Origin of the sequence: Campylobacter sp. CNRCH_2014_2849 (genome assembly GCF_025772845.1) — a bacterium.
Classification (GTDB): Bacteria; Campylobacterota; Campylobacteria; order Campylobacterales; family Campylobacteraceae; genus Campylobacter_D; species Campylobacter_D lari_D.
In genome coordinates this window covers 1-21663 of the sequence record NZ_JAKMSW010000003.1, presented here as the reverse complement: position 1 = coordinate 21663, position 21663 = coordinate 1, and the positions used below count along the sequence as shown (strand labels likewise).

At 27.9% G+C, this 21663-nt stretch carries 25 protein-coding genes; 12 read left to right on the top strand and 13 right to left on the bottom strand.

Annotated features, from left to right (window positions below; genetic code table 11):
- Window position 1 precedes the first annotated feature (1 nt).
- Entirely contained in the window at window positions 2-1498 is a 1497-nt protein-coding gene (locus L8X33_RS02650; RefSeq protein WP_263666356.1) for an amino acid adenylation domain-containing protein, read from the top strand.
- On the opposite strand, the gene L8X33_RS02645 is transcribed toward L8X33_RS02650, so the two are convergent.
- The 6 genes from L8X33_RS02645 to L8X33_RS02620 are packed head-to-tail and all read right to left on the bottom strand — an operon-like array spanning window position 1495 to window position 7283.
- Entirely contained in the window at window positions 1495-2253 is a 759-nt protein-coding gene (locus L8X33_RS02645) for a phosphocholine cytidylyltransferase family protein (protein ID WP_263669877.1), read from the bottom strand. The genes L8X33_RS02650 and L8X33_RS02645 overlap by 4 nt on opposite strands.
- The gene (locus L8X33_RS02640; protein WP_263669876.1) at window positions 2250-2849 is read right to left on the bottom strand and encodes a gamma-glutamyl-CDP-amidate hydrolase; all 600 of its coding nucleotides are present in this window, start codon (window positions 2847-2849) and stop codon (window positions 2250-2252) included. The genes L8X33_RS02645 and L8X33_RS02640 overlap by 4 nt, the downstream gene beginning before the upstream one ends.
- Window positions 2846-5170 carry a PEP-utilizing enzyme gene (locus tag L8X33_RS02635; RefSeq protein WP_263669875.1) on the bottom strand — a complete coding sequence of 775 codons (2325 nt, stop codon included), beginning with the start codon at window positions 5168-5170 and terminating at the stop codon, window positions 2846-2848. Before L8X33_RS02635 ends, L8X33_RS02640 begins: the two co-directional genes overlap by 4 nt.
- A 12-nt stretch (window positions 5171-5182) precedes the next feature.
- Window positions 5183-5956, bottom strand: a complete 774-nt coding sequence (locus tag L8X33_RS02630) for a class I SAM-dependent methyltransferase (RefSeq protein WP_263660016.1) — start codon at window positions 5954-5956, stop codon at window positions 5183-5185.
- A gap of 48 nt (window positions 5957-6004) precedes the next feature.
- Complete coding sequence (locus L8X33_RS02625) at window positions 6005-6772, bottom strand: class I SAM-dependent methyltransferase (RefSeq protein ID WP_263669874.1); 768 nt, start codon at window positions 6770-6772, stop codon at window positions 6005-6007.
- Window positions 6759-7283, bottom strand: coding sequence for an adenylyl-sulfate kinase (locus tag L8X33_RS02620; RefSeq protein ID WP_263666352.1), 525 nt, complete (start codon window positions 7281-7283; stop codon window positions 6759-6761). The genes L8X33_RS02625 and L8X33_RS02620 overlap by 14 nt, the downstream gene beginning before the upstream one ends.
- 108 nt (window positions 7284-7391) lie before the next feature.
- On the opposite strand from L8X33_RS02620, the gene L8X33_RS02615 reads away from it, so the two are divergent.
- On the top strand, window positions 7392-7616 hold the full coding sequence (locus L8X33_RS02615; RefSeq protein WP_087698989.1) for an acyl carrier protein: 225 nt from the start codon (window positions 7392-7394) through the stop codon (window positions 7614-7616).
- A gap of 20 nt (window positions 7617-7636) precedes the next feature.
- Here the strand turns inward: L8X33_RS02615 and L8X33_RS02610 are convergent, their stop codons facing one another.
- The 3 genes from L8X33_RS02610 to L8X33_RS02600 all read right to left on the bottom strand — a co-directional run bounded on the left by L8X33_RS02610 (window position 7637) and on the right by L8X33_RS02600 (window position 11243).
- Window positions 7637-8680: an acyl carrier protein gene (locus tag L8X33_RS02610; RefSeq protein ID WP_263669873.1), complete on the bottom strand. Its 1044-nt coding sequence runs from the start codon at window positions 8678-8680 to the stop codon at window positions 7637-7639.
- 49 nt (window positions 8681-8729) lie between these two features.
- A complete protein-coding gene (locus L8X33_RS02605; protein ID WP_263669872.1) occupies window positions 8730-9941 on the bottom strand; it encodes a DUF2920 family protein in 1212 nt (403 codons plus the stop codon).
- A 90-nt stretch (window positions 9942-10031) separates the two neighbouring features.
- Window positions 10032-11243, bottom strand: coding sequence for a DUF2920 family protein (locus L8X33_RS02600; RefSeq protein ID WP_263669871.1), 1212 nt, complete (start codon window positions 11241-11243; stop codon window positions 10032-10034).
- 62 nt (window positions 11244-11305) lie between these two features.
- On the opposite strand from L8X33_RS02600, the gene pseF reads away from it, so the two are divergent.
- Genes pseF through pseH (L8X33_RS02555) form a run of 9 tightly spaced genes read left to right on the top strand, consistent with a single transcriptional unit; the run spans window position 11306 to window position 17195 of the window.
- Window positions 11306-12007 carry a pseudaminic acid cytidylyltransferase gene (gene pseF / locus L8X33_RS02595; protein WP_263669870.1) on the top strand — a complete coding sequence of 234 codons (702 nt, stop codon included), beginning with the start codon at window positions 11306-11308 and terminating at the stop codon, window positions 12005-12007.
- Window positions 11998-12684, top strand: coding sequence for a class I SAM-dependent methyltransferase (locus L8X33_RS02590; protein WP_263669869.1), 687 nt, complete (start codon window positions 11998-12000; stop codon window positions 12682-12684). Before pseF ends, L8X33_RS02590 begins: the two co-directional genes overlap by 10 nt.
- A 2-nt stretch (window positions 12685-12686) precedes the next feature.
- Window positions 12687-13361: a class I SAM-dependent methyltransferase gene (locus tag L8X33_RS02585; protein WP_258108337.1), complete on the top strand. Its 675-nt coding sequence runs from the start codon at window positions 12687-12689 to the stop codon at window positions 13359-13361.
- The gene (locus L8X33_RS02580) at window positions 13358-14071 is read left to right on the top strand and encodes a WbqC family protein (protein ID WP_263659986.1); all 714 of its coding nucleotides are present in this window, start codon (window positions 13358-13360) and stop codon (window positions 14069-14071) included. The genes L8X33_RS02585 and L8X33_RS02580 overlap by 4 nt, the downstream gene beginning before the upstream one ends.
- Window positions 14068-14892: a UDP-2,4-diacetamido-2,4,6-trideoxy-beta-L-altropyranose hydrolase gene (gene pseG, locus L8X33_RS02575; RefSeq protein ID WP_263659985.1), complete on the top strand. Its 825-nt coding sequence runs from the start codon at window positions 14068-14070 to the stop codon at window positions 14890-14892. Before L8X33_RS02580 ends, pseG begins: the two co-directional genes overlap by 4 nt.
- Window positions 14889-15350: a UDP-4-amino-4,6-dideoxy-N-acetyl-beta-L-altrosamine N-acetyltransferase gene (gene pseH / locus L8X33_RS02570; RefSeq protein WP_263669868.1), complete on the top strand. Its 462-nt coding sequence runs from the start codon at window positions 14889-14891 to the stop codon at window positions 15348-15350. The genes pseG and pseH (L8X33_RS02570) overlap by 4 nt, the downstream gene beginning before the upstream one ends.
- Window positions 15351-15389: 39 nt before the next feature.
- Window positions 15390-16076: a methionyl-tRNA formyltransferase gene (locus L8X33_RS02565; protein WP_258108356.1), complete on the top strand. Its 687-nt coding sequence runs from the start codon at window positions 15390-15392 to the stop codon at window positions 16074-16076.
- A complete protein-coding gene (locus L8X33_RS02560; protein ID WP_263669867.1) occupies window positions 16066-16734 on the top strand; it encodes a PIG-L deacetylase family protein in 669 nt (222 codons plus the stop codon). Before L8X33_RS02565 ends, L8X33_RS02560 begins: the two co-directional genes overlap by 11 nt.
- A complete protein-coding gene (gene pseH, locus L8X33_RS02555) occupies window positions 16731-17195 on the top strand; it encodes a UDP-4-amino-4,6-dideoxy-N-acetyl-beta-L-altrosamine N-acetyltransferase (RefSeq protein ID WP_263665126.1) in 465 nt (154 codons plus the stop codon). Before L8X33_RS02560 ends, pseH (L8X33_RS02555) begins: the two co-directional genes overlap by 4 nt.
- On the opposite strand, the gene L8X33_RS02550 is transcribed toward pseH (L8X33_RS02555), so the two are convergent.
- From L8X33_RS02550 to L8X33_RS02540, 3 genes are read right to left on the bottom strand one after another with little or no spacing between them, the layout of a single operon-like run.
- Window positions 17163-17900: a HisA/HisF-related TIM barrel protein gene (locus L8X33_RS02550; protein WP_263669866.1), complete on the bottom strand. Its 738-nt coding sequence runs from the start codon at window positions 17898-17900 to the stop codon at window positions 17163-17165. The genes pseH (L8X33_RS02555) and L8X33_RS02550 overlap by 33 nt on opposite strands.
- Window position 17901: 1 nt before the next feature.
- Complete coding sequence (gene hisH / locus L8X33_RS02545; RefSeq protein WP_133319969.1) at window positions 17902-18513, bottom strand: imidazole glycerol phosphate synthase subunit HisH; 612 nt, start codon at window positions 18511-18513, stop codon at window positions 17902-17904.
- A complete protein-coding gene (locus L8X33_RS02540) occupies window positions 18510-19646 on the bottom strand; it encodes an N-acetyl sugar amidotransferase (RefSeq protein WP_263669865.1) in 1137 nt (378 codons plus the stop codon). Before L8X33_RS02540 ends, hisH begins: the two co-directional genes overlap by 4 nt.
- 111 nt (window positions 19647-19757) lie before the next feature.
- Between L8X33_RS02540 and L8X33_RS02535 the strand changes: the two genes are divergently transcribed.
- A complete protein-coding gene (locus L8X33_RS02535) occupies window positions 19758-20537 on the top strand; it encodes a sulfite exporter TauE/SafE family protein (RefSeq protein ID WP_263669864.1) in 780 nt (259 codons plus the stop codon).
- Here the strand turns inward: L8X33_RS02535 and flhB are convergent.
- Entirely contained in the window at window positions 20529-21605 is a 1077-nt protein-coding gene (flhB, locus tag L8X33_RS02530) for a flagellar biosynthesis protein FlhB (protein WP_133319972.1), read from the bottom strand. The genes L8X33_RS02535 and flhB overlap by 9 nt on opposite strands.
- Window positions 21606-21663: the final 58 nt, after the last annotated feature.

Genomic DNA, 21663 nt, shown 5'->3' with positions numbered 1-21663 from the left:
AATGACAACTCATATCAATGATTTTTTACAAGAAAGTGTTGCTAAATTTGGAAGTAAAAATGCTTTTGTTGAGTTTAATGGTAGAAGTATAGGCTATAAAGAATTTGATGATTTAAGTAAAAAAATAGCAAGTAAAATTCTTTCTAAACTTCCTACTAAAAGTACACAAGATCCTGTATTAATCATACTTCCTAAAGGAATTGATTGTTTGCTTTCTTTTTTTGGTGTAGCAAAAAGTGGAAATTTTTATACACTTTTAGATGAAAAAAGTCCCAAAGAGCGTGTAGAAAAAGTTATAGAAGTTTTGAAACCAAAGCTTTTAATTACTTCTAAAAAATTAAATTTAGATTTTAATCTTGATACCATTTTCACAGAAGATTTTGAAAGCTTTGTTATAAATGAAAATGCTTTAGAAAAAGCTTTAAACGATCACATAGATACTAATTTACTTTATGTCTTTTTTACAAGCGGAAGCACAGGAACTCCAAAAGGAGTAAGCATAAGCCATAAAAGTGTGATTGATTATACTTTTTGGGTATGTGAAACTTTTAAACTAGATCATGAAGATATACTTGCTAATCAAGCGCCATTTTACTTTGATAATAGCATATTAGATATATTTAGCTCTGTTAAAATGGGAGCTACGCTTCATATACTGCCTAATCATCTTTTTGCTTTTCCAAATAAAATTTTAGAGTATCTAGAACAAGAAAAAATAACAACAATTTTTTGGGTACCTTCAGTGCTGATTTATTTTGCTAATACCAATGCGGTAGATAGCACCAAATTAAAAAATTTAAACAAAATTCTTTTTTGTGGTGAAATCATGCCAAATAAACAACTCAACATTTGGCGCAAATACCTTCCTAGTGCTTTATTTGCTAATCTTTATGGACCTACTGAAATTACCGATGTATGTTCTTTTTACATAGTTGATAGACAATTTAGCGATGATGAGCTTTTACCTATAGGAAAAGCTTGTAAAAATACCCAACTTTTAGTCTTTGATGAGAATTTAAATTTAATTACTTCAAGTCAAGTGGGAGTTAAAGGCGAGCTTTATGTAAGAGGAACTTGTCTTTCTTTAGGCTATTACAACGATAAAGAAAAAACAAAGCAAGCTTTTATGCAAAATCCTTTGCATGATAATTACCTAGACTTGCTTTATAAAACAGGTGATGTGGTAGCTTATAATGAATTTGGTGAACTTTTATGTTATGGACGGATAGATCATCAAATCAAATATATGGGTCATCGCATAGAACTTGGAGAGATAGAAAGTATTATCAATTCTCATGAGAATGTAAGAAATTGCGCTTGTATTTTTAAAGAAGAAATTATTTGCTTTTATGAAAGTAAGGAAGAGTTAGATTTTAAAAACTTTTTAAAAGACAAACTCCCTGTTTACATGATACCTAAAAAATTTGTCAAAATAGAACAATTTGCTTTAAATGCAAATGGGAAGATTGATAGGAAGGTTTTGAGTAAAAACTCTTAAATCTCCACTCTTAAATCGCTCATAAAATCTATCTCACACCAATTTCCATTGATTTTTATAGCTTTTGCATTTTTGTATTTATTAATTAAAATTTGTAAAAAACTTGTCATATACATATTTTTAAAATCTTTTTCATCATAAAGTAAAGTTCTATCAAGCTCATCATAAGTTTTTAAAACTTCTTTTAAAAAATGATGAGAAAATTTAAATAAGCCTATATATTGCCCTTGAATTTCATCATAACTTTTTGCTTTTTTGCCAAGCTCTACTATAAAATCATCATGTAATTTTAAAGTTTCAGCATCATCAAGTGGATTTTCAAACCTTTTTAACCATAGTTCTTTCCAAGCTTTATCCACAATAACAGCAAAATCATCTTTTGATTGTTTGAGTTTTTCTATACTATCTTTAAAATAAACTATATCAGCGTAAGAAACAATCAAATCTTGCTCATCCTCAATACAACTTTGCAAAAAATCTCTAGCACAAAATAAAGTCTGAACCATATTAGTTTTATCATAGTTTTCATTTTTATAAAACAACTCCAAATTATGATTTTTACCCACATAATCCTTTAAAACATCAAATAAATATCCACCAACTACACATATCTCATGAATATTATTTTCTTTTAAAGCTTGAATTTCATAGTCTATGATTTTTTTATTTTTATATTCAACCATACATTTTGGATTGTTCTTTGTTAAAGGCATTAACCTTGAACCAAACCCTGCTGCTAAAATTATAGCTCTCATTTTATATCCTTTAACCACGCATTAAAAATACTTTTTTCGCTCATACCATTTTCTCTTTCAATATGCCACATTAGACCATAAATACTAAATTTTTTATGCTTAAAAGCTTCTATTGTTTCATCTTTTGCATTTGCTAACACCTCAAGCTCATTACCTAATGTTTTAATAGCAAAATTATGATATGAATTAACATTAATTATTTGATCTTTTAAATACACTTCATGATTTCCAACATGATCTTTACAAGGACAAATAGTAGAATTAAAATAAGAAGCGATCATCTGTGCTCCTTTGCAAACCCCAAGCAAGGGAATGTTATTTTGCATACAATGTTTTATAATGTTTTTCTCATATTCATCTCTTTTTTGATTAATAAAAGAAGATTTACAAGAGTTTAAATCATTACCCCCACTTAAAATCACAGCACTAATACTAGAGATATAATTTTTAAAATCAATTTCATAACTCAATGGAAGAGGTAAAAACTCACTTAATTCTTTTTTAAAAAAACTTCCCCAATCAAGTGTCAAACACTCTCTTAATTCATAATAATCTTGATTTTCTAAAATTCTTTGACTAATAGCTATAAATTTCATAGACAAAATATCTGCTCACTTTGACAATCAATTTTAATTTTTTTTGCTTGAAGATATTTTTTAAAATTCTCTTCACCTACACCAATAACAGCAGGCATAGCAAGTTCAGAAGCTCTAATAGCCATATGTGAATTTGCACCACCATAGCAAGTGATAAAACCTGCAATATCTTTAGTAAATAAATAATCATATCCAGGATCAGCTGCATAGATTAACACTATCTTGCCTTTTAAATCTTGTTCATTTTCTAAAGCAATATTAGCACTAATACTTTTTTGAGTGATAAAATTTGGATGAATATAGCTAGTAAAAAACCCAAATATTTGATGTGCATCAGTTAGTAAAGCCGGAAGTTTTATAGCTAAACTTAATTCATATTCTTGTTTGTTTTCATTAATTTCACTCAAAAATTTATCTTTTGGATTTTTAGAATACACACTAGAATACAAATTTAAAATACTCTTAATATCCAAATGGGCCATATCTTCTTTAGATATTCCATAATAATTTCCAAGATCCTCTATCAGTGATATAGCTTTAGATAAGAGCTTGCTAAATTCAAATTTAACAAATTCGCGTCCTTCTATAGCTATTTTTAAAAAGCTAAAAAATTCTTTTGCATTAACTTCAATTCCATGTTCTTTTAAAATTTGATCAAGTTTTTGCAATTTATCATCGCTAATCTTAAATTCCTTTTCTTTTTGAATTTCACTTTTTTGTTTTAAATCAAAATACCCATCAAAATCCTCATCATACCTTGGAGATAAAATATTATAAGTCCCTGCTCTTAAATGGCCAAATTGTTTTAGAAAATCTTGTTTATTATTTTCATTTAAAGTTGTTAACTCATTACTCAAAGTTTTACTAACGGTGTGGAGAGAATTTAAAAATTCATTTTTTTCTTCTTTGCTAAAAAATCTAATTTCCACCAAAGAATTAAGCATAGTCATGGCCACAAACGCAGCCCTTGCAACACCAGCAAATGGTAATGTTCCATATCTTTTACACTCTTCTAAAAGCCAATAAATTTTATCTAATGGTGAAAAATCTGAATGCATAATATTTTCATAATATACAATCATTTGTTTTGATTTTTCTATATCTTTTAAACATAAGCCATTTTTAATATTAACAATAGAATTGGTAAGGTTTAGTAAAGAAAATTCAATGCGTTTAATTTCATTTTTATTAAAACCATGATCTAATAAGCGTTCTAATTTATCAGCCATATGAAAATCATAACAAGAAAATACTATATCAAATTCTACTTTATCATGTAACTCATGATTTTCATATAATTTATTTAAATAATAATTAACTAACTTTTTAGCAATACTCTCATCCAGTGTTTTTGGTATAAAAGAATTAAAAGAAAGTCTCACATCTACATAAGGAATACCTAAAAAAGAATGGATTAAAGGGTGCGATCTTAAATCTCTATAGCCATAATTATTTCTTTGATAAGCCCAAATATTATCTGTAATGATTTCTTTATAAAGACTAAAAGCTAATCTTTTTGGTCTAAGTCCTATAATTTCTGCTGGATTCCAATCAGGCATTACACCAAAAATGGCTTTATCTCCAAGCACTCTAGATCTTGGTTCTTGTAAAGATACAAATCTTTTATAAAGTCTATGTAAAGCTTCTTTAGGCAGGTTATTAAAAAGATTAATTTTTTCTTGCATTATTAAAGGTCTAACTTGCAAGCAAAAAAGTTCATCTTGCTCATTAAAAGCAAATTCTACATCTAAAAAATTACAGCCATATAAACTTTCAAGTTCTTTTAATAATAAAATAACTTTTTGCATATATGGTTCTTTTATATCTTCATTTTCACGGTAGTGAAAATATGTTTTAGCATTTTTAGCACTTCCATCTGTAATGGAACTATTAGAGCCGTTTTCATCGTATTCTATACAAAAATATGGAGCAAAATTATCCTTATCTACACTAAAAGCAACACCACATTTTTTAATATCTAAAAGCATAGGTTGGATTAGAATTTCATCATTCTCACTAGGCATAGAATGACCTACTTTTTCTAAAGCATTAAAAAGTTGACTTTTATCATTAATATCTACATTAGCCAAACTTAGAAAAGCTCCAGCATTGGAACTTTTTAAACTATCTTCGCTATTAGAAGAACTACGGATGATTAGTTTTTTCGCATTTAGATTGATAATTTTTTTAAGCACTTCTTCTTTATCTTGAATGATTTCTTTTAAAGAAGTGATAACTACATCTAAAACTTTTGCATTTTTAAGTATATTTTTTAAATTCTGTAAATTTCTTGCTTTTGTTTGAAAAACTAATCTATCCATAATATCACTCTTTTATATTTTTTTTGCACTCCAAGCTCTTGTTGTATATTTGATATCAAATTCACCTGGTAATTCTTGTTTTAACTTATCAGTGATTTTCTCAAACAACTCATTGCCTTCTTTAGTCTCAAGATCCCAATAAGGATTTTTTACACTTTTCCAAGCATTGATGTAATTATCTACACTTTGATGAAAGTAAAAATCTTCTTCCAAATAAATAATATTATCAAAAAGCTCTTTATGTGCTTCTATAATAGGGCGTTGATCTTCTCTTCTTGTGCCTCTTGTATAATTTGGAACAAAACTAACAATAATATCTTCTGCTATTTTTTGAATAGGATCATTTAAATCTCTATGATTCCACATACAAGTAAAATAACATCCTTTTTTGAGCAATCTATGACTTTCTTTTAGTGCCATTGATCTATCCATCACGTTAAAGCTACTTCCAAAGCTCACCCAATCAAACTCTCCATCTTTTAAAGTAGAGTCAATACCGGTAGCTCTTACCCATTCTACATCTTGACCTTGAGTTCTTTCTATACCAATTTCACGCATTGCATCATTTGGCTCAACCGCTACCACTTTACAAGCTCTCTCTAAAAGCATAATACTTAAATTCCCTGTACCTGCTCCAATATCTGCAACTTTTATCTTTGAACTTTGACTAGTTCTTTTAGCAAGCTCTACTAGCATATCTATACTAAGTGGTGCATAATTTGGTCTATATGAGTAAAATTTTGCATGCTTAGTATAATCCCAAACTTGTTCTACTATTTTTTCCATTTTTTTCCTTTAACTTTAATAGCAAAGCTAAAAAAGCTAAAAGATTTTCTATGCCTTATGTACCGTCCATGCACGGATTTTATAAGGAATTTCAATCATATCCATAGAAGAAATTTTATTTTCTATCATTTTTAAAATTTCTTCCCATCTAGCTTTTCCAGCTTGTGCTTGAATATCATTTACAGAATGCCAAGCCCCAAGATAACGCTCTTTACTCCAAAGCTCTTTATAATCACACTCCATAAAAAAGCAATCCTTGAAATCTCCAGTACTTACTAAGATTTCTTCCCAGTTTTTAACATTTTGCACCCCACTACTTACACGAGTAAGCTCTGGTATAATATGTTTAATTTCCTCTTCAATTTCATAAAACACAGAGCCTTTAGCTATATGGCGTGGATTCCATATAGCAGTGAAATACCCCCCCCCTGTAAGCACTCTTGCAAACTCAGGTAAGGATTTTTTAGGATCTGTCCAGTGAAAAGAACTAGCCATGATTACCCAATCAGCATAATTACTAGGCATGGTAGTTTCTTCTCCACTGCCTTTATACCAAGTAATATTTTGTGAATTTTGAGTAAATTTAATACCCTCTTCACGCATATTATCATTTGGCTCGACTGCATCTATACAAAGGTTAAACTCATCAGCAAGCATTCTAGTAAGCTTTCCCGTACCCGCTCCTACTTCTACAACTTTTAATGTGCTTTTATTTTGATCATTTACACATTTTATGAGCTTTTCTATAAGCATACTTGAGTATGCTGGTCTATTGTGATAATGTTTTGCAACTTCACTAAAGTCACCTTGTTTCATGAAACTCCTTTGTTACTAAATCAAATATTATATCGACCTTTTTATCTAAATTATCCTGCAATGAATTATCTAGTATAAAATGTGCATTTGGTTCATCATATTTTACATCAACACCTACAACATTTTTAATTTCACCATTTAAAGCTTTTGTATAAAGTCCTTTTTGATCTCTTTTTATTAATTCTTCCATTGGACATTTAATATAAATCTCAAAATAATTTTTTAAATTTTCTCTATTATGTTTATAAATTTCACTAAACATAGATATGGTTGTTACAACTACTATCATACCTTGATCATTTAAAAATTTAGCAAATTGGGATCTTTTTAATGCTACATCTATACGACCTTGCTTATCATAGCTATAATGTCCTAGTAAATCTCTTAATTCATCTCCATCAAGATAGATAATGTTTTTATGTTCATTTTTTAATTTCTCATATAATGCTTTACCTATAGTACTTTTTCCACTACCTGCTAAACCTGTAAGCCAAATAACACTTGCAATCATTTAAAACTTTCTCAAATTAATAAAGATAATATATTATCAAATTCTTATAAATTTCAATATTAATAAGATATAATAATCATTATTATTTTAAACAAAAAAAGGATAAATATGCAAAATATTAAAAAGTTTTTTATGAACATAGAGAGAACCGATATTGATGAAACAATGCAAAATTTAGTAAGTGAAGACATTATAGATAGTATTGATATTATGGCTTTAGTAGCTGAAATTGAAAAACACTATGGAAAAAGTCTCAATGCTGAATTTATAAGTCCTGAAAATTTTGAAGATTTTCAAAGTATCAAAAATATGCTAGAAAAAGCATATAATTAACGCAATGTTAAAACATTGCGTTAATTACTTTTTAAAGACTGGATAATTTTATTTTTAGACACAATAATTTCTGCTATAAAATCAGCTATTTTATCCCAATCACTTTCTTTGGTTTGGGTTAAGGTTGGATTTTCTTCATACTCATCCCAATTAATCGGCTCAAATAAATTTTTTCTGTGTGGAAAATACTTAGCTCTAACCCACTCAAGTGAAGGAGCATAATAATCAACATAAGCTTTTGCTATTTCTTTTTGCACTCTAAATTTCAACCTATCCTCATTAGCACCTTCAAAAATTTTTCTAGCCGTATAAAGTAAAGAATTTATGTTTTGCCCATGCAAATCTTTTTTTATAAGTCTTCCTTGAAGCTCCATACCTAAAAGATTAAAACTTTCATTTTTATTTTGCTTTAATGAAAATTCATCATCCCATTCTAAACCTAAATGATATACAAAATCTTTAAGTAATGTTCCGCCAACATATTCTTCCTTCAAAAGTCTCACTATTAAACTTTTTTCACCAAATACTTCTATATGGCTCTCGCAAATCCACTTATAATCAAATATATATTTTCTAGGATGCTCATCAGGCTTAAAATCAGCACTATAAAACCCCATATTATTTTTAATATCTTGAGAACAATGAGAATTTAAATATCCAAGAGTATCTCTAAAGTAAATAATTTCATAAATTTCATCAAATCCTAAAGCATTTAAAACACTTTTAAGAATTTCTATATGTCTTTTAGTAGAAAAATCCCAAACTATCCCTTCTGCAGAAAATATAAATTTCTTATCTTTATGTATTGTGGCTTCTATTTTGAAATTCTCAATAGCCTTAATCAAACGCACATCTTCTAAATCGTCCAATGGATTTTGACTTAATTTATCTTTTTTTATAAGCTCTAAAACTATATCGACTAAAACCCAATGTCTATTTGCCATTCTAAGAGATTTTGGATAGATATAACCTTGTTGCAAAAGTTTATTTTCATTTTGCATTAAAAAGCCTTGTCTTTCTTGATTGCCACTATTGGTTGTTCCTATACTAATATACGCTGTCATTTTTTCCTTTTCATATTTTAAAAATCTATATCTAGTAATTATATCAAAATCACATAATTTCCAATATAAATTTATTACCCTTATCTTTAAAGGTAAAAACTTTATTTTTACAAGGATAAGATATACTATCTTTTTTCATACTAAATGTTTTATCTTTTAATTTTTCAAGCATAATAGGTAATTCTTTATTAAATAATGTCTTATCAGAAATTCCACCTCCATGCGCTGAATCTTTTATATATTTACCATCTATATTTTTTTCATCAATTATATTAAAATTAACTTGATAGCCTAAAAATTGATAAATTTGCAATAATTGACTTTTATGCTCAAAAGACACCAAAACATCTTTAGCACTATGATAACTTGTATAAATAATATTTTTATTCTTTTGAGCTTGTAAGATCAAATGATCTTTATTAAGTAAAGCTCTTATTAAATAATTTTCATCAGCAAAATAATAAGGTGAGTTTGGATTTTTACGTGTCCAATGAGTTTTTACTTGACAATGTACAATAGTGTTTGGATCGTAAAATACACTATCTTCTTTATCAAATTCTTTCCCTAAAAAATATGTAAATGGAGGCAAAGCTCCGCCTGAATTATCTATCACTCCATCTACATACCAAGGAGCTATTTTAGCACACATTAGTGCTAAATAACCTCCATATGATCCTCCCCCGTAAATTTTAGGTAAAGATTTAAATTGAGGATAATTTTTCATTATATCTTTTAAAGCATTGATATGATCAATAGCTGCCATAATTCCATAATTTTGATATTCGTTATTTGGAGGAATAAAAGTAGCATTAAAATGTGCCCTATAAGGCTGAATTAACATCTTCTTATCTTTTAATTCACCTATAGTTCTATTTAAAAGCTCATAGTATTCCCAAGCAGTATAAATATTTAAAGCATTGGTATTGATATTAAATTGTTCTAATACAAGTTTTAAACTAGGTAAATCTTCTTCTATAAATGCAGTAGCTGCACTATATTTTTCTATATCTGATCTTCTTTGACAAAAACAATGATACAAAACACTTACAGCTACAACATTATATTTTTGAGCCAAAAACTTCCTATTAAAATCAACAAAAGTCATATGAGCATTTGCTCCATATCCACCTATGATAAAAACAATAGCTTTCATTTGCTTACTATCATCATAAGTAATTCTATATTCTAATTTACTTTCTCTTTTTATATTTAATTCTACATCATCACAAGAGTCTATAAAATAAGTTTGATTTATGAGCATGTTAAGCCTTATATTTACATTTTTTATATTATACCTAAAACAATAATATTATTAATAAAAGAATATTTCTACAATTAAATATACTTAAGATTACATAATTTTAAGCTCAAATCGATCTTTAAAATCTTTAAAAGTAAATATCTTATCTTTACAAGGATAAGATATGCTATTTTCTCTCATATTAAATGTTTTATTTTTTAGTTTTTCAAGCAATATAGGTAATTCTTTTTTAAATAAAGCCCTATCTGTCATTCTCAAACCATGCTCTAAGCTCTTTATATATCTACCATCTACATCATTCTCATCTTTAACAATATGCAAAGTTGTATCAAATCCAAGTTGTTTGCAAAATTCATAAAAATTACTCTTATGTTCCACTGGAGCTCCCTCATCTTTTGCGCTATGATAACTGATAAATATTGTATTTTGATTTTTTTCATTTTGCAAACTTAGATGCTTTGAGTTTAAAAGAACCCTTATCATATAATTATCATCACTTAAAAAATACGGAGAGCTTTCATCTCTAGTCCAGTATTTTTTTACAAAACATAATAAAATATAATTATCACCTCTAATAGCAAATTCACCACACTCACTTTCTCTACCTAACAAATGAGGCAAATGAGGCAATGTCACTCCTGAATTATCTATCACTCCATCTACATACCAAGGAGCTATTTTAGCACACATTAGCGCTAAATAACCTCCGTATGATCCTCCTCCATAAATTTTAGGCAAAGATTTAAATTGAGGATAATTTTTCATTATATCTTTTAAAGCATTGATATGATCGATAGCTGCCATAATTCCATAATTTTGATATTCGTTATTTGGCAATACAAAATCACAAGAAAGATTTATCAAAAAATCTTTTTTCAGTCTTCCTTCATGTTTTATTTGTTTAGATCTTTCATCAAGTTTTCTTATACAATTTTTAAAATTGCTTTTTTCATGGTCATAAATTTCCATATCGCAAATTTTTGCTATTTCACAAAAACCTTCCCAATCTTTTTCATTTGGCATAAAAATCGGATTATATTTCTCATCTATAGAAGGCCTAGCACTAAAGCAATGATAAAAAACATTTACAACAATAATATTAAATTTTTTAGCAAGATATTCTCTATCAAAATCTAAAAAAGATATATTAGCATTTGCCCCAAATCCACCTATGATAAAAACAATAGCTTCCATTTGCTTACTATCATCATAAGTAATTCTATATTCTAATTTACTTTCTCTTTTTATATTTAATTCTACATCATCACAAGAGTCTATAAAATAAGTTTGATTTATGAGCATGTTAAGCCTTTTAAAATAAAAATTCAATTATACTTACTTTTTTATAAATTTAAAGAGAAATCATGAAAAATCTTTGTATTATCCCTGCGCGCGGTGGTTCTAAGCGTATTCCTAGAAAAAATATTATTGATTTTTTGGGAAAACCATTGATTGCTTATAGCATAGAAAGTGCTTTAAATTCGGGTATTTTTGATGATGTAATTATTTCAAGTGATGATTATGAGATCATAGAAGTGGCTTTAAAGTATGGTGCTAAGGCTCCTTTTGTGCGTAAAAAAGAACTAAGTGATGATTATGCAAGTTCAACCACTGTAATCCAAGATGCCATCATCACTCTAGAAAAACAAAGTAAAATCTATGAAAATGTGTGTTGCTTATACGCAACTGCTCCACTTATAGATGAGTTTATCTTAAAAGAAGCTTTTGAACAATTTAGTCAAGAAGAATGTAAATTTTTATTTTCAGCTTGCGAGTTTGAATATCCTATACAAAGAGGTTTTTACCTTAATGATCAAAATAAAGTTTATATGTTTGATGAGTCAAATTACGATAAACGCTCACAAGATCTTACTAAAGCTTACCATGATGGTGGTGCATTTTACTTTGGCAAAAAAGAAGCGTGGCTAGAAGAAGATTTTATGTTTAAATCTCATTCTAAAGCTTTTTTACTTCCAAGAAATAAAATTTGCGATATTGACACTTTTGAAGACTTAGAATTTGCTAAAATATTGTATCAATTCCATGAAAGAAACAAATGTTTATAAATAAAATCAAAGGTTTTAAATATCCTGATATGGAACTTGTAAGATGGTTTTTTAAAAACAAACTTGACACTTTAAAAAATGCAAAAGTTTTAGAATTTGCTTCTCATAATGGCAATAATCTTTCTTTATTTGCAAATTATAATTATGCGTGTATCGGTGTAGAACTTAGCAAACAAAATCATGAAAACGCTATTTATAATTTTAAAGAAATTATGCATTATCAAAAGGCAAGTTTTTTTAATGAAAATATGCTTGATTTTGCTAAAAATCATCAAAATATAAATGCAGATGTATTTTTAATACCTAATGTTATTAATTACATTACTAAAGATGAATTTAAAAATTTACTACAAAGCGCAAAACAAAATAATCTTTATCAAGCAAATGGGGGGGGGTATGCTCACTTTTTCTTAAGAGCAAGAAGCGTTAAAGATCATCGCTATGGGCTTGGAGAAAAATTAAAAAATGATAGTTTTATTTTAAGCTATGATGAATTTAGTGGCGAAAAAAATTGTCTTTGCACAGCATACCAAGAACATGAACTTGTGGAAATTTTAAAAGAAAATTTAAATTTATATGATTTTGAAGTTATCACAAGTGAAAATATTAATATAAAAAATAAAGTTTATATCAAAGATAGCGATATAATTATATATGGAAAAATCACTAAGGAGTAAAAATGTATTTAAAAAATTTAAAAGGCTTAAAATTTCCAGATTTAGCCGTGATTAAATTTTTTTTCAAACAAGGACTGCATCAAAAAAGCAACCAAAAAGTTTTAGAATTTGCCTGTTCTAATGGCAACAATCTCTCTTTATTTGCAAATTATGATTATGAGTGTATCGGAGTTGACTTAAGCAAAGAAAGTATCAGCAATGCTAATTATAACTTCAAAGAAATAATTCAATGTAAAAACTATCAGTTTTTTCATGATAATATCTTAGATTTTCCTTTAAAAAATCCAAATATTAATGCAGATATTTTTATGATTCCCAATGTGATTAACTATCTATTGAAAGAAGATTTTTTAAAATTATTAAAAATTTCTAAAGAAAATTCTATGTATAAAGAAAATGCTTTGTTTTTTTTAAGAACAAGAAGCATAAAAGATTATAGATATGGCTATGGAGAAAAAATAGCTCATAATTGTTTTAAAATCACAAATGACAATACTACAGGAGAGCTTGGATGTATTAATACTCTATATCAAGAATACGAGCTTGTGGAAATTTTAAAAGAATATTTAAATTTATATGATTTTAAAGTACTTACTTATGAAAATACCAATATCATGGGAGAAGATGAAAGATTAGTTAATGATAGCGATATTGTAATTTATGGAAAAATTAAGTGAAAATAGCTATCATGCAGCCAACCTTTAATCCATGGCTTGGCTATATATATATGATACAAAGCGTTGATACTTTTGTCTTTTTGGATAATGTGCAATTTGAACGCAGATCATGGCAAAATAGAAATAAAATTAAACTACAAGATAAAACCTTTTTATTGGGATTAAATTTACAAAAAGCGTCACAAAAAACATTACTTCAGGATATATTATTTGATAAAGATGATAAATGGAAAATTAAATTTTTAAAAACTATTCATCATGCCTACTCTAAAAGTATTAATTTTAATAAATACTACAATATCTTAGAAAAAGTCTTATTTAAACATACACATTTAGTACAATTTAACATGGAGCTAATCAGAATTTACTGCGAGCATTTGAGCATCAAAACACCCATTTTGCAAAGCTCTTCTTTAAATTTAAAAAATGAAAAAAAAGAAAAATTACTACTTGAAATTTGCCAAATACTAAAAGCTGATCATTACCTTTCCCCAGAAGGTTCAAAAAACTATCTTGAAAAAGAAACAGCAAAAGAAATTTTTAAAAATGCAAATATAAAAATTGAATATTTTGATTTTATCCATCCAACCTATACTCAATTGGGTGCAAATTTTATAGCTTATTTAGGAATTTTAGATTTTTTATTTAATGAAAAAGAGCCTTGTGCAAAATTTCAAGAATGTATCAAAATTAACGAGCATAATACATGAAAGTTCTTTTTAGAAGTGATAGTTCTAGCACCATAGGACACGGACATATCAAAAGAGATCTTTTGTTAGCTAAGCAATATCATGATGTATCTTTTGCATGTTTAGCTCTAGAAGGTTCTTTGATAGATGAAATTCCTTATCCTGTATATGAGCTAACAAGTGCTAGTGTATATGAGCTAATCAATCTCATCAAAAAAGAAAAATTTGATCTTTTGATTATTGATCATTATGAAATTACTGCAGATGATGAAAAACTCATCAAGCTAGAAACAGGGGTTAAAATTCTAAGTTTTGATGATGAGATAAAAGAACATTTTTGTGACATTTTACTAAATGTTAATGCTTATGCTAAAGAAAGTGATTATGAGAATTTAGTGCCAAAATATTGTGAATTAAGATGTGGCTTTTCCTATGCTCTAATACGCGATGAATTTTACCAAGAAAGCAAGATAAAAAGAGAAAAAATTTATGATTATTTTATCTGTATAGGAGGAAGTGATCCAAAAAATATTTCCTTTGATATAGCAAACAAACTTAACAAAAACAAAACTATCATCATAGCTACCACAAAAGCAAATTCTCATCTAAACTCACTTCGAAAATTAAGCCAAAAAAACCCTAATATACAAATTCTCATTGACCAATCTAATCTTGCAAGATTGATGAATGAAAGCAAAAAACTCATCATTAGCGCAAGTTCATTGGTAAATGAAGCTTTAATTTTAAAAGCAAATTTTAAAGCCATAGCTTATGCTAAAAATCAAGAAAAACTTGCAACATGGCTTGCTAAAAAAGGCTATGAAGTGGAGAATTTTATATGATAATTTTAAAAGATTTTATCCATTTGACTCAAGAAGAAATCAAACTTGTTTTAAAATGGCGTAACGATGAAAGCATTGCTAAATTTATGAAAACGCAAAATATTAGCCTAGAAGTGCATTTAAACTTTTTATCTAGCTTAAAAACAAACGCAACTAAAAAATATTTTTTAGTATATGATGATGAAAATATCATAGGCGTGATTGATTTTATCAATATCACTAAACTTTCTTGTGAATTTGGGCTTTATGGCATAAAAAAAGGTGTAGGTGAGCTTTTAATGCAAGAAGTTAAAAACTATGCTTTCAATGTTTTAAAAATTCAAACTTTAAACGCATGTGTTTTCAAAGAAAATACAAAAGCTTTGAATTTATATTTAAAACATGGTTTTGAAGTTATTAAAGAAGATAATAATTTTTATTTTGTAAATTTGTCTTTTGCATACATGGGGGGGGGGTAACAACTTAAATATATTTAATCAAATATATGGAGTTGCAGTTTGAATATAATCATAGCAACTCTTAGAGAGCACAATATTAATAATTTTTATAAACTAAAAGAATTATATAAAACATATACTTTTTACCTCATAACAAAAAAAGACGATCTTACTTTAGAAAAAATAACAAAAATAAATCCAGATTACATATTCTTCCCGCATTGGTCTTTCTATATACCTCAAGAAATTTACAATAACTATCAATGTATTATTTTCCACCTTGGAAATTTACCATTTGGAAGAGGAGGTTCACCTTTACAAAATTTAATCATAAGAGGGGTATATAAAAGCAAAATTTGTGCTTTAAAAGCTTGTGATACATTAGATGGTGGAGAAATATATCTAAAACACAATATTAGTTTTAAAATTTCAAATGCACAACGAATTTATGAAAAAATCTCAAAAATCATATTCTTTAAACTAATACCAAGAATTTTACATACAAAAATCAACCCTCGCATACAAAAAGGGAAAGTAGTAATTTTCAAAAGAAGAACAAAAGAACAAAGTAATATCAATACACTCGAAAATCCAAATTTGATAAAAATATATGATTTTATACGCATGCTTGATGCCATTGATTATCCAAAAGCTTTTTTGGAATTTGAAAATATAAAAATGGTTTTTCAAAACGCAAAAAAACACAATAATAAAATAAAAGCAGAGGTAATATTTTATGAAAAATAACAAAATTTTAATTATAGCAGCTCACCCAGATGATGAAGTTTTAGGATGCTTTGGAACTATAGCAAAATATATTCAAGAAGGATATGAAGCTTATACTTTAATACTTGGAGAAGGTAAAACAAGCAGAGAGATAAATAGTGAAAATGAACAAGAAATTTTAGAAGATGAGTTATTTAAAGCAAATAATCTTTTAGGCATTAAAAAAGTTTTTAGAAAGTTTTTTCCTGATAATGCTTTTGATAAAATACCATTATTAGAAATAGTCAAAAGTATAGAAGAAGTTAAAAATGAAATTAAACCAAATATAATTTTTACACATTATGAAAAAGATCTCAATATAGACCATCAAATTACATACAAAGCAACAATTACTGCTACAAGATCTCTACAAGAAGAAAGTGTTAAAGAAATTTATAGTTTTGAAATTCTTTCGAGTACAGAATGGAACTATCCATTAAGCTTTCAACCTGATGTATTTTTTGATATTAGTGAGACGCTTGATTTGAAGCTAAAAGCTATGTCTTTTTATCAATCAGAACTAAGAAATTATCCCCATCCAAGAAGCTTAGAGGGAATAAAAATAAATGCACAATACCAAGGAATGAGAGTTGGTCTTCAATATGCTGAAGTGTTTAAAAGTATAAAGGTTATAAAGTGATTTTTTATAAAAATTTTACTAATCTTACAAAAGAAGAAAAAAAGGAAATTTTTTATATAAGAAATTCTCCAAATATCTCTAAATTTATGAAAACAAAAAATATAAATTATAAAAATCACTTAATATTTTTAAAAGAACTAAACAAAAACAAAAATAAAAAATATTTTTTGTTGATAAAAAATAACGAGAAACTGGGAGTAATATATTTTAATAATATCATAAAAATATCCTGTGAATTTGGGCTTTATGGTATAAAAAAAGGCGTAGGTGAGCTTTTAATGCAAGAAGTTAAAAACTATGCTTTCAATGTTTTAAAAGTTCAAACTTTAAACGCATGTGTTTTCAAAGAAAATACAAAAGCTTTGAATTTATATTTAAAACATGGTTTTGAAGTTATTAAAGAAGATAATAATTTTTATTTTGTAAATTTAAACAATCCTCACGGGGATATCATTTTTTAAAAGCTCATTTTTAACATCATTTGGAGTATATTGACTAAAATGAAATATATAAGCACCAGCTAATGCATTCGCACCAAGTTGTATGGCCTTTACCCCATCTTGAGGTTTAGAAAGTCCTCCATTGATAATGAGTGGAATTTTTAATTTACCTTTGAAATACTCTAGTAATTCCCAATCATACCCCAAAGAACTTCCTTCTTTATCAACACTTGTTAAAAGTATCTCCCCTGCTCCTAAAGATTCGTATTGTAATGCAAGTTCTAGCGGATCAATATCTAAAATTTCATTATTAAAAACTTTAAATTTATTTTTGTCTTTTTTTACATCAATCGAGCATACTACACAAGAGCTTCCAAAAGTATTTGCCACCTTTTTGATAAAATCTAGATCTTGCAAAGCCATAGAATTAATACTAATTTTATCAGCACCTATATCTAACACTTTTCTAATATCTTCTAAAGTTCTAATCCCACCTCCAATGGTTAAAGGCATAAAGCATTCATTAGCTATATCTTCTAAGCTTTCAAAATCTATAACACCATTTTTATTGATATCCAAAACTATAAGCTCATCAACATTTCTAGCATTATATATCCTAGCTGTGCTTATTACATGCCCTATAGTTCTAAAAGAAGAAAAATTGATACTTTTTACAAGCTGATGATCTTTTAATAACACGCAAGGTATAATTCTTGTTTTAAGCATACTAGGCCTTTAAATTTGCAAAATTTTCCAAAAGTTTCAAACCTACATTTTGGCTTTTTTCAGGGTGAAATTGCACAGCAAAAATATTATCTTTTTCAAAACTTGCACAAAAAGGTTTTTCATACTCACAAAAAGAAGTTTCCACACTTTCTAAACACTCTACATAATAAGAATGCACAAAATAAAAATCACTTTTTTCTAAAATTCCATCAAATAGCTTGCTTTTTTTATCACTAAATTGTAAATCATCCCAACCACTATGCAATAATTTTTCTTTACTTAAATCAAATTTCAAAACCTTTGCTTTTATAAAATCAAGCCCTTCGCACTCTCCGCCCTCATATCCCTTACTAGCAAAAAGTTGCATACCAAGACAAATCCCCAAAATAGGCTTTTTATCTTTTAAAACACATTCTTTTAAAAGCTCATCTAGTGCAAGTTTTTTTAAATTTTCCATACCTTGTTTAAAAGATCCAACGCCTGGTAAAACTAATTTAGAGGCATTTTTTATATCTTCTTTTTTAGAACTTATAATCACTTCTTGATTAAGTTTTTCAAAAGCTTTCAAAACAGATTTAAAATTTCCAAGATGATAATCAACAATACAAATCATTTCAAAACAAACTCATCTTTTTTTATCAATGATCCATCACTATCTCTTAAAAATTTACCATTTTCATCGCGTTTAAATATCTTTTTATTAGTATAAGAATCTACAATTTTTTCAAATTCTTTTTCACTAAAACCACTAAATTCCAAATACTTCTTAATAGCCTTTTTAGGTGGCTTTCCATCATATTTATTTACAAGCCTCACGCCCTCTTCACGGCTAATATAGCCAAGTCTTATATCCAAGCATGCATTATCCGTAGCTCTTCCAAAACCATATTTGCAGTATTTTAAATAATCATGCACATGATTTGAATAACAATCTAAATTTTCAAAATTCTCATAAGTAGTTTCAACTGGTTTTGTACTAGTTTTAAAACCATTTTCTTTAGATATTTTTAAATTATACTTATAATCCCATTTAAAATAATATCCCAAAAATAACCCTGTAACTCCTACTCTTTGAAGCTCTTCATCACTTGGATAAGTATAAAAATATAAATCCTTTTCTCTAATACCATCAACACTAATCATATCAGAAATTCTATTACCCAAAAGTCCGCCAAATTCTTCAAGCCACTCTCTACCTAAAGTGTTTTTTTCTTTAGAACTAGCTGGCCCACCATACTCAATCTGCGGACTTTCTCCCCAAATAATCAAAGGAATACCAAAAGCAACAGCTACTTTTGGAACACATGTAAAAATCCCCAAATGGTTTTGCCATTCATTATCACCCGTTCTTATAAAAGCTTCGCGGGCCAATTTTTTATACACCAAAGGATTTCTTTTGATATGGATTAAATCAACACCAAGATTGTTTAAATTTTTTAAATTTTTTTTACCTATTTTAGTAGGAATACTTGGTTCAAAACAAACACACAAAGGATTAAGTCCAAGTTCAAGACATTTTAAAACTTGAAAGGTAGAATCCTTACCACCACTTACTCCTATCACACAATCATACACAGGATGTTTTTTATATTTTTTAACGAGTTCTAGAAATTCTTTTTCACGCTCTTGCCAATTTATCTCATGATTTTTAGCTTCTTGCGAGCAACACGCATCACAAATTCCCTCATCATTAAAATGCAAATCAGGCTTAGTATCTGGCATAACGCATTTTTTACAAAATTTCATATTAACTCCAAAAAATCTTTATAATCATCATAAATCGACTATGATTATATTTTCTAAAGATAAATAAATTTTATTTTGTTACAATATTTTTTATTTAAAGGTTTATAAATTATGGATTTAACTTTACTTCCTTATATGATTATAGGAATTTTTTCAGGTATGGCTTCAGGGGTTTTTGGCATAGGTGGTGGTATGATTATCGTTCCTTTCATGCTTACTTTAGGACTTAGCTCTCATCATGCTGTTGCAATTTCTGTTGTACAAATGATTTTTGCTTCTATTTTTGGCTCCTATTTAAACTATAAAAAGAAAAATTTAATCTTAAAAGATGGACTTATCATAGGCTTTGGAGGCTTTTTAGGTGCGATGTTTAGCGGGCTTTTACTCTCATATTTTTCAGATATAACCTTAACAAGTATTTTTCTATGCGTGAGTATTGCATTCTTTTTAAAATTTGCTTTTAATCAAAAAAGCACCATTGGAAACATTAACCACTCTAATATCTTAAAAAATTCTATTTTGCTAATTTGTGGCGTATTTACAGGAATTTTTGCTATATCTTTAGGAATTGGTGGTGGGCTTTTAATTACCCCTATTTTAGCTTATTTTTTAGGCTATGATACTAAAAAAGTAGTGCCACTTAGTTTATTTTTTGTAATATTTGCTTCAATTTCAGGAATTAGTTCTTTTGTATATAATGACATCATTGATAAAGAAGTGTTACAAAATGGAAGCTTAGTAGGATTTAGCTCTATGCTAGGAGTTTATCTTGGTATAAAAATCATGGAAAAAATCAATCTTAAATCCCACCGCATAGCACTTTTAGGTATTTACACCCTTTCTATAACTATGACCATTATAAGCTTAATTAAAAAGCTAAATTTATTTTAATCTATCGGCAAATTTTTGTCTATTGGAAGTATAAACAAAGCTTAAAACCTCTGCCACTGCTTTAAAAAGCTCTGGTGGAATAAGATCATTTACCTCGCAAGCTTTATAAAGTTCTCTAGCTAAAGGAGGATTTTCATAAATCATAACATTGTATTCATATGCCATATCTTTAATACGCAAAGCTAAAAAATCCACTCCTTTAGCTAAAACTTTTGGTGCAGCTTCTTTGGAACTATCATAACGCAAAGCAACCGCATAGTGGGTAGGGTTAGTAATCACAACATCAGCACTAGCAACATCTTGCACCATTCTACGCCTTGCTGCTTCCATTTGCAAACGACGAATTCTTCCTTTTACCAAAGGATCTCCCTCGCTTTGTTTAAATTCATCTTTAACCTCTTGCTTACTCATGCGTAAGTTTTTAAAGTATTGATACCTTACCAAAAGTACATCTAAAAGCCCTATAATCAAAAAAGCTATAATAACAATAGCTGCAAGTATAATAGCTTTATCCCTAAGCCATAAAAGTTGTGGATAAATCGTATAAAGTTCTACTCTAGGAAGTTCTTTCATAAATTGCAATAAAAAAACAAAAGCTATACCAAATACAACACCGACTTTAAGTATAATTTTCAAAGCTTCAATAATCTTTTTTAAAGAAAAAAGATTTTTAAGCCCGTTAATAGGATTAATTTTATTAAAATTTGGAGTAATGGGCTTAGTAGTAAAAATAAAACCAAACTGCATTAGATTTCCAAGCACACCCGCTACCATAATTACTAAAGTAATGGGCAATACCATAATAAACATCTCTATCATAGTTTTTATAATGATTTTTTGTAAAATCTTTAAATCAATTTCAATGCCTATAAAACTTTGATAAAAACGATATAAACCGCTAATTCTCTCACCTATAAAAGGCATCATAAACAACACCACAACCACAGCTATAATAAGTACAGCCACAGCAGATGCATCTTGGCTTTTTGGGACATTTCCTTCTTGTCGCGCATCTTCTATTTTCTTGGATGTGGGTTCTTCTGTTTTCTCTTGATCATCAGCAGCCATAAAAAAACCTTTAAAAAATTTAAAGCAAGATTATAGCATTTTATCAAGTATCTGCTAA

What these genes read in the sequence shown, in the direction of transcription:
- L8X33_RS02650 (WP_263666356.1), top strand. Translation starts at nt 2, where the DNA reads ATGACAACTCATATCAATGATTTTTTACAAGAAAGTGTTGCTAAATTT.
- L8X33_RS02645 (WP_263669877.1), bottom strand. Translation starts at nt 2,253, where the DNA reads ATGAGAGCTATAATTTTAGCAGCAGGGTTTGGTTCAAGGTTAATGCCT.
- L8X33_RS02640 (WP_263669876.1), bottom strand. Translation starts at nt 2,849, where the DNA reads ATGAAATTTATAGCTATTAGTCAAAGAATTTTAGAAAATCAAGATTAT.
- L8X33_RS02635 (WP_263669875.1), bottom strand. Translation starts at nt 5,170, where the DNA reads ATGGATAGATTAGTTTTTCAAACAAAAGCAAGAAATTTACAGAATTTA.
- L8X33_RS02630 (WP_263660016.1), bottom strand. Translation starts at nt 5,956, where the DNA reads ATGGAAAAAATAGTAGAACAAGTTTGGGATTATACTAAGCATGCAAAA.
- L8X33_RS02625 (WP_263669874.1), bottom strand. Translation starts at nt 6,772, where the DNA reads ATGAAACAAGGTGACTTTAGTGAAGTTGCAAAACATTATCACAATAGA.
- L8X33_RS02620 (WP_263666352.1), bottom strand. Translation starts at nt 7,283, where the DNA reads ATGATTGCAAGTGTTATTTGGCTTACAGGTTTAGCAGGTAGTGGAAAA.
- L8X33_RS02615 (WP_087698989.1), top strand. Translation starts at nt 7,392, where the DNA reads ATGCAAAATATTAAAAAGTTTTTTATGAACATAGAGAGAACCGATATT.
- L8X33_RS02610 (WP_263669873.1), bottom strand. Translation starts at nt 8,680, where the DNA reads ATGACAGCGTATATTAGTATAGGAACAACCAATAGTGGCAATCAAGAA.
- L8X33_RS02605 (WP_263669872.1), bottom strand. Translation starts at nt 9,941, where the DNA reads ATGCTCATAAATCAAACTTATTTTATAGACTCTTGTGATGATGTAGAA.
- L8X33_RS02600 (WP_263669871.1), bottom strand. Translation starts at nt 11,243, where the DNA reads ATGCTCATAAATCAAACTTATTTTATAGACTCTTGTGATGATGTAGAA.
- pseF (WP_263669870.1), top strand. Translation starts at nt 11,306, where the DNA reads ATGAAAAATCTTTGTATTATCCCTGCGCGCGGTGGTTCTAAGCGTATT.
- L8X33_RS02590 (WP_263669869.1), top strand. Translation starts at nt 11,998, where the DNA reads ATGTTTATAAATAAAATCAAAGGTTTTAAATATCCTGATATGGAACTT.
- L8X33_RS02585 (WP_258108337.1), top strand. Translation starts at nt 12,687, where the DNA reads ATGTATTTAAAAAATTTAAAAGGCTTAAAATTTCCAGATTTAGCCGTG.
- pseG (WP_263659985.1), top strand. Translation starts at nt 14,068, where the DNA reads ATGAAAGTTCTTTTTAGAAGTGATAGTTCTAGCACCATAGGACACGGA.
- pseH (WP_263669868.1), top strand. Translation starts at nt 14,889, where the DNA reads ATGATAATTTTAAAAGATTTTATCCATTTGACTCAAGAAGAAATCAAA.
- L8X33_RS02560 (WP_263669867.1), top strand. Translation starts at nt 16,066, where the DNA reads ATGAAAAATAACAAAATTTTAATTATAGCAGCTCACCCAGATGATGAA.
- L8X33_RS02550 (WP_263669866.1), bottom strand. Translation starts at nt 17,900, where the DNA reads ATGCTTAAAACAAGAATTATACCTTGCGTGTTATTAAAAGATCATCAG.
- hisH (WP_133319969.1), bottom strand. Translation starts at nt 18,513, where the DNA reads ATGATTTGTATTGTTGATTATCATCTTGGAAATTTTAAATCTGTTTTG.
- L8X33_RS02540 (WP_263669865.1), bottom strand. Translation starts at nt 19,646, where the DNA reads ATGAAATTTTGTAAAAAATGCGTTATGCCAGATACTAAGCCTGATTTG.
- L8X33_RS02535 (WP_263669864.1), top strand. Translation starts at nt 19,758, where the DNA reads ATGGATTTAACTTTACTTCCTTATATGATTATAGGAATTTTTTCAGGT.
- flhB (WP_133319972.1), bottom strand. Translation starts at nt 21,605, where the DNA reads ATGGCTGCTGATGATCAAGAGAAAACAGAAGAACCCACATCCAAGAAA.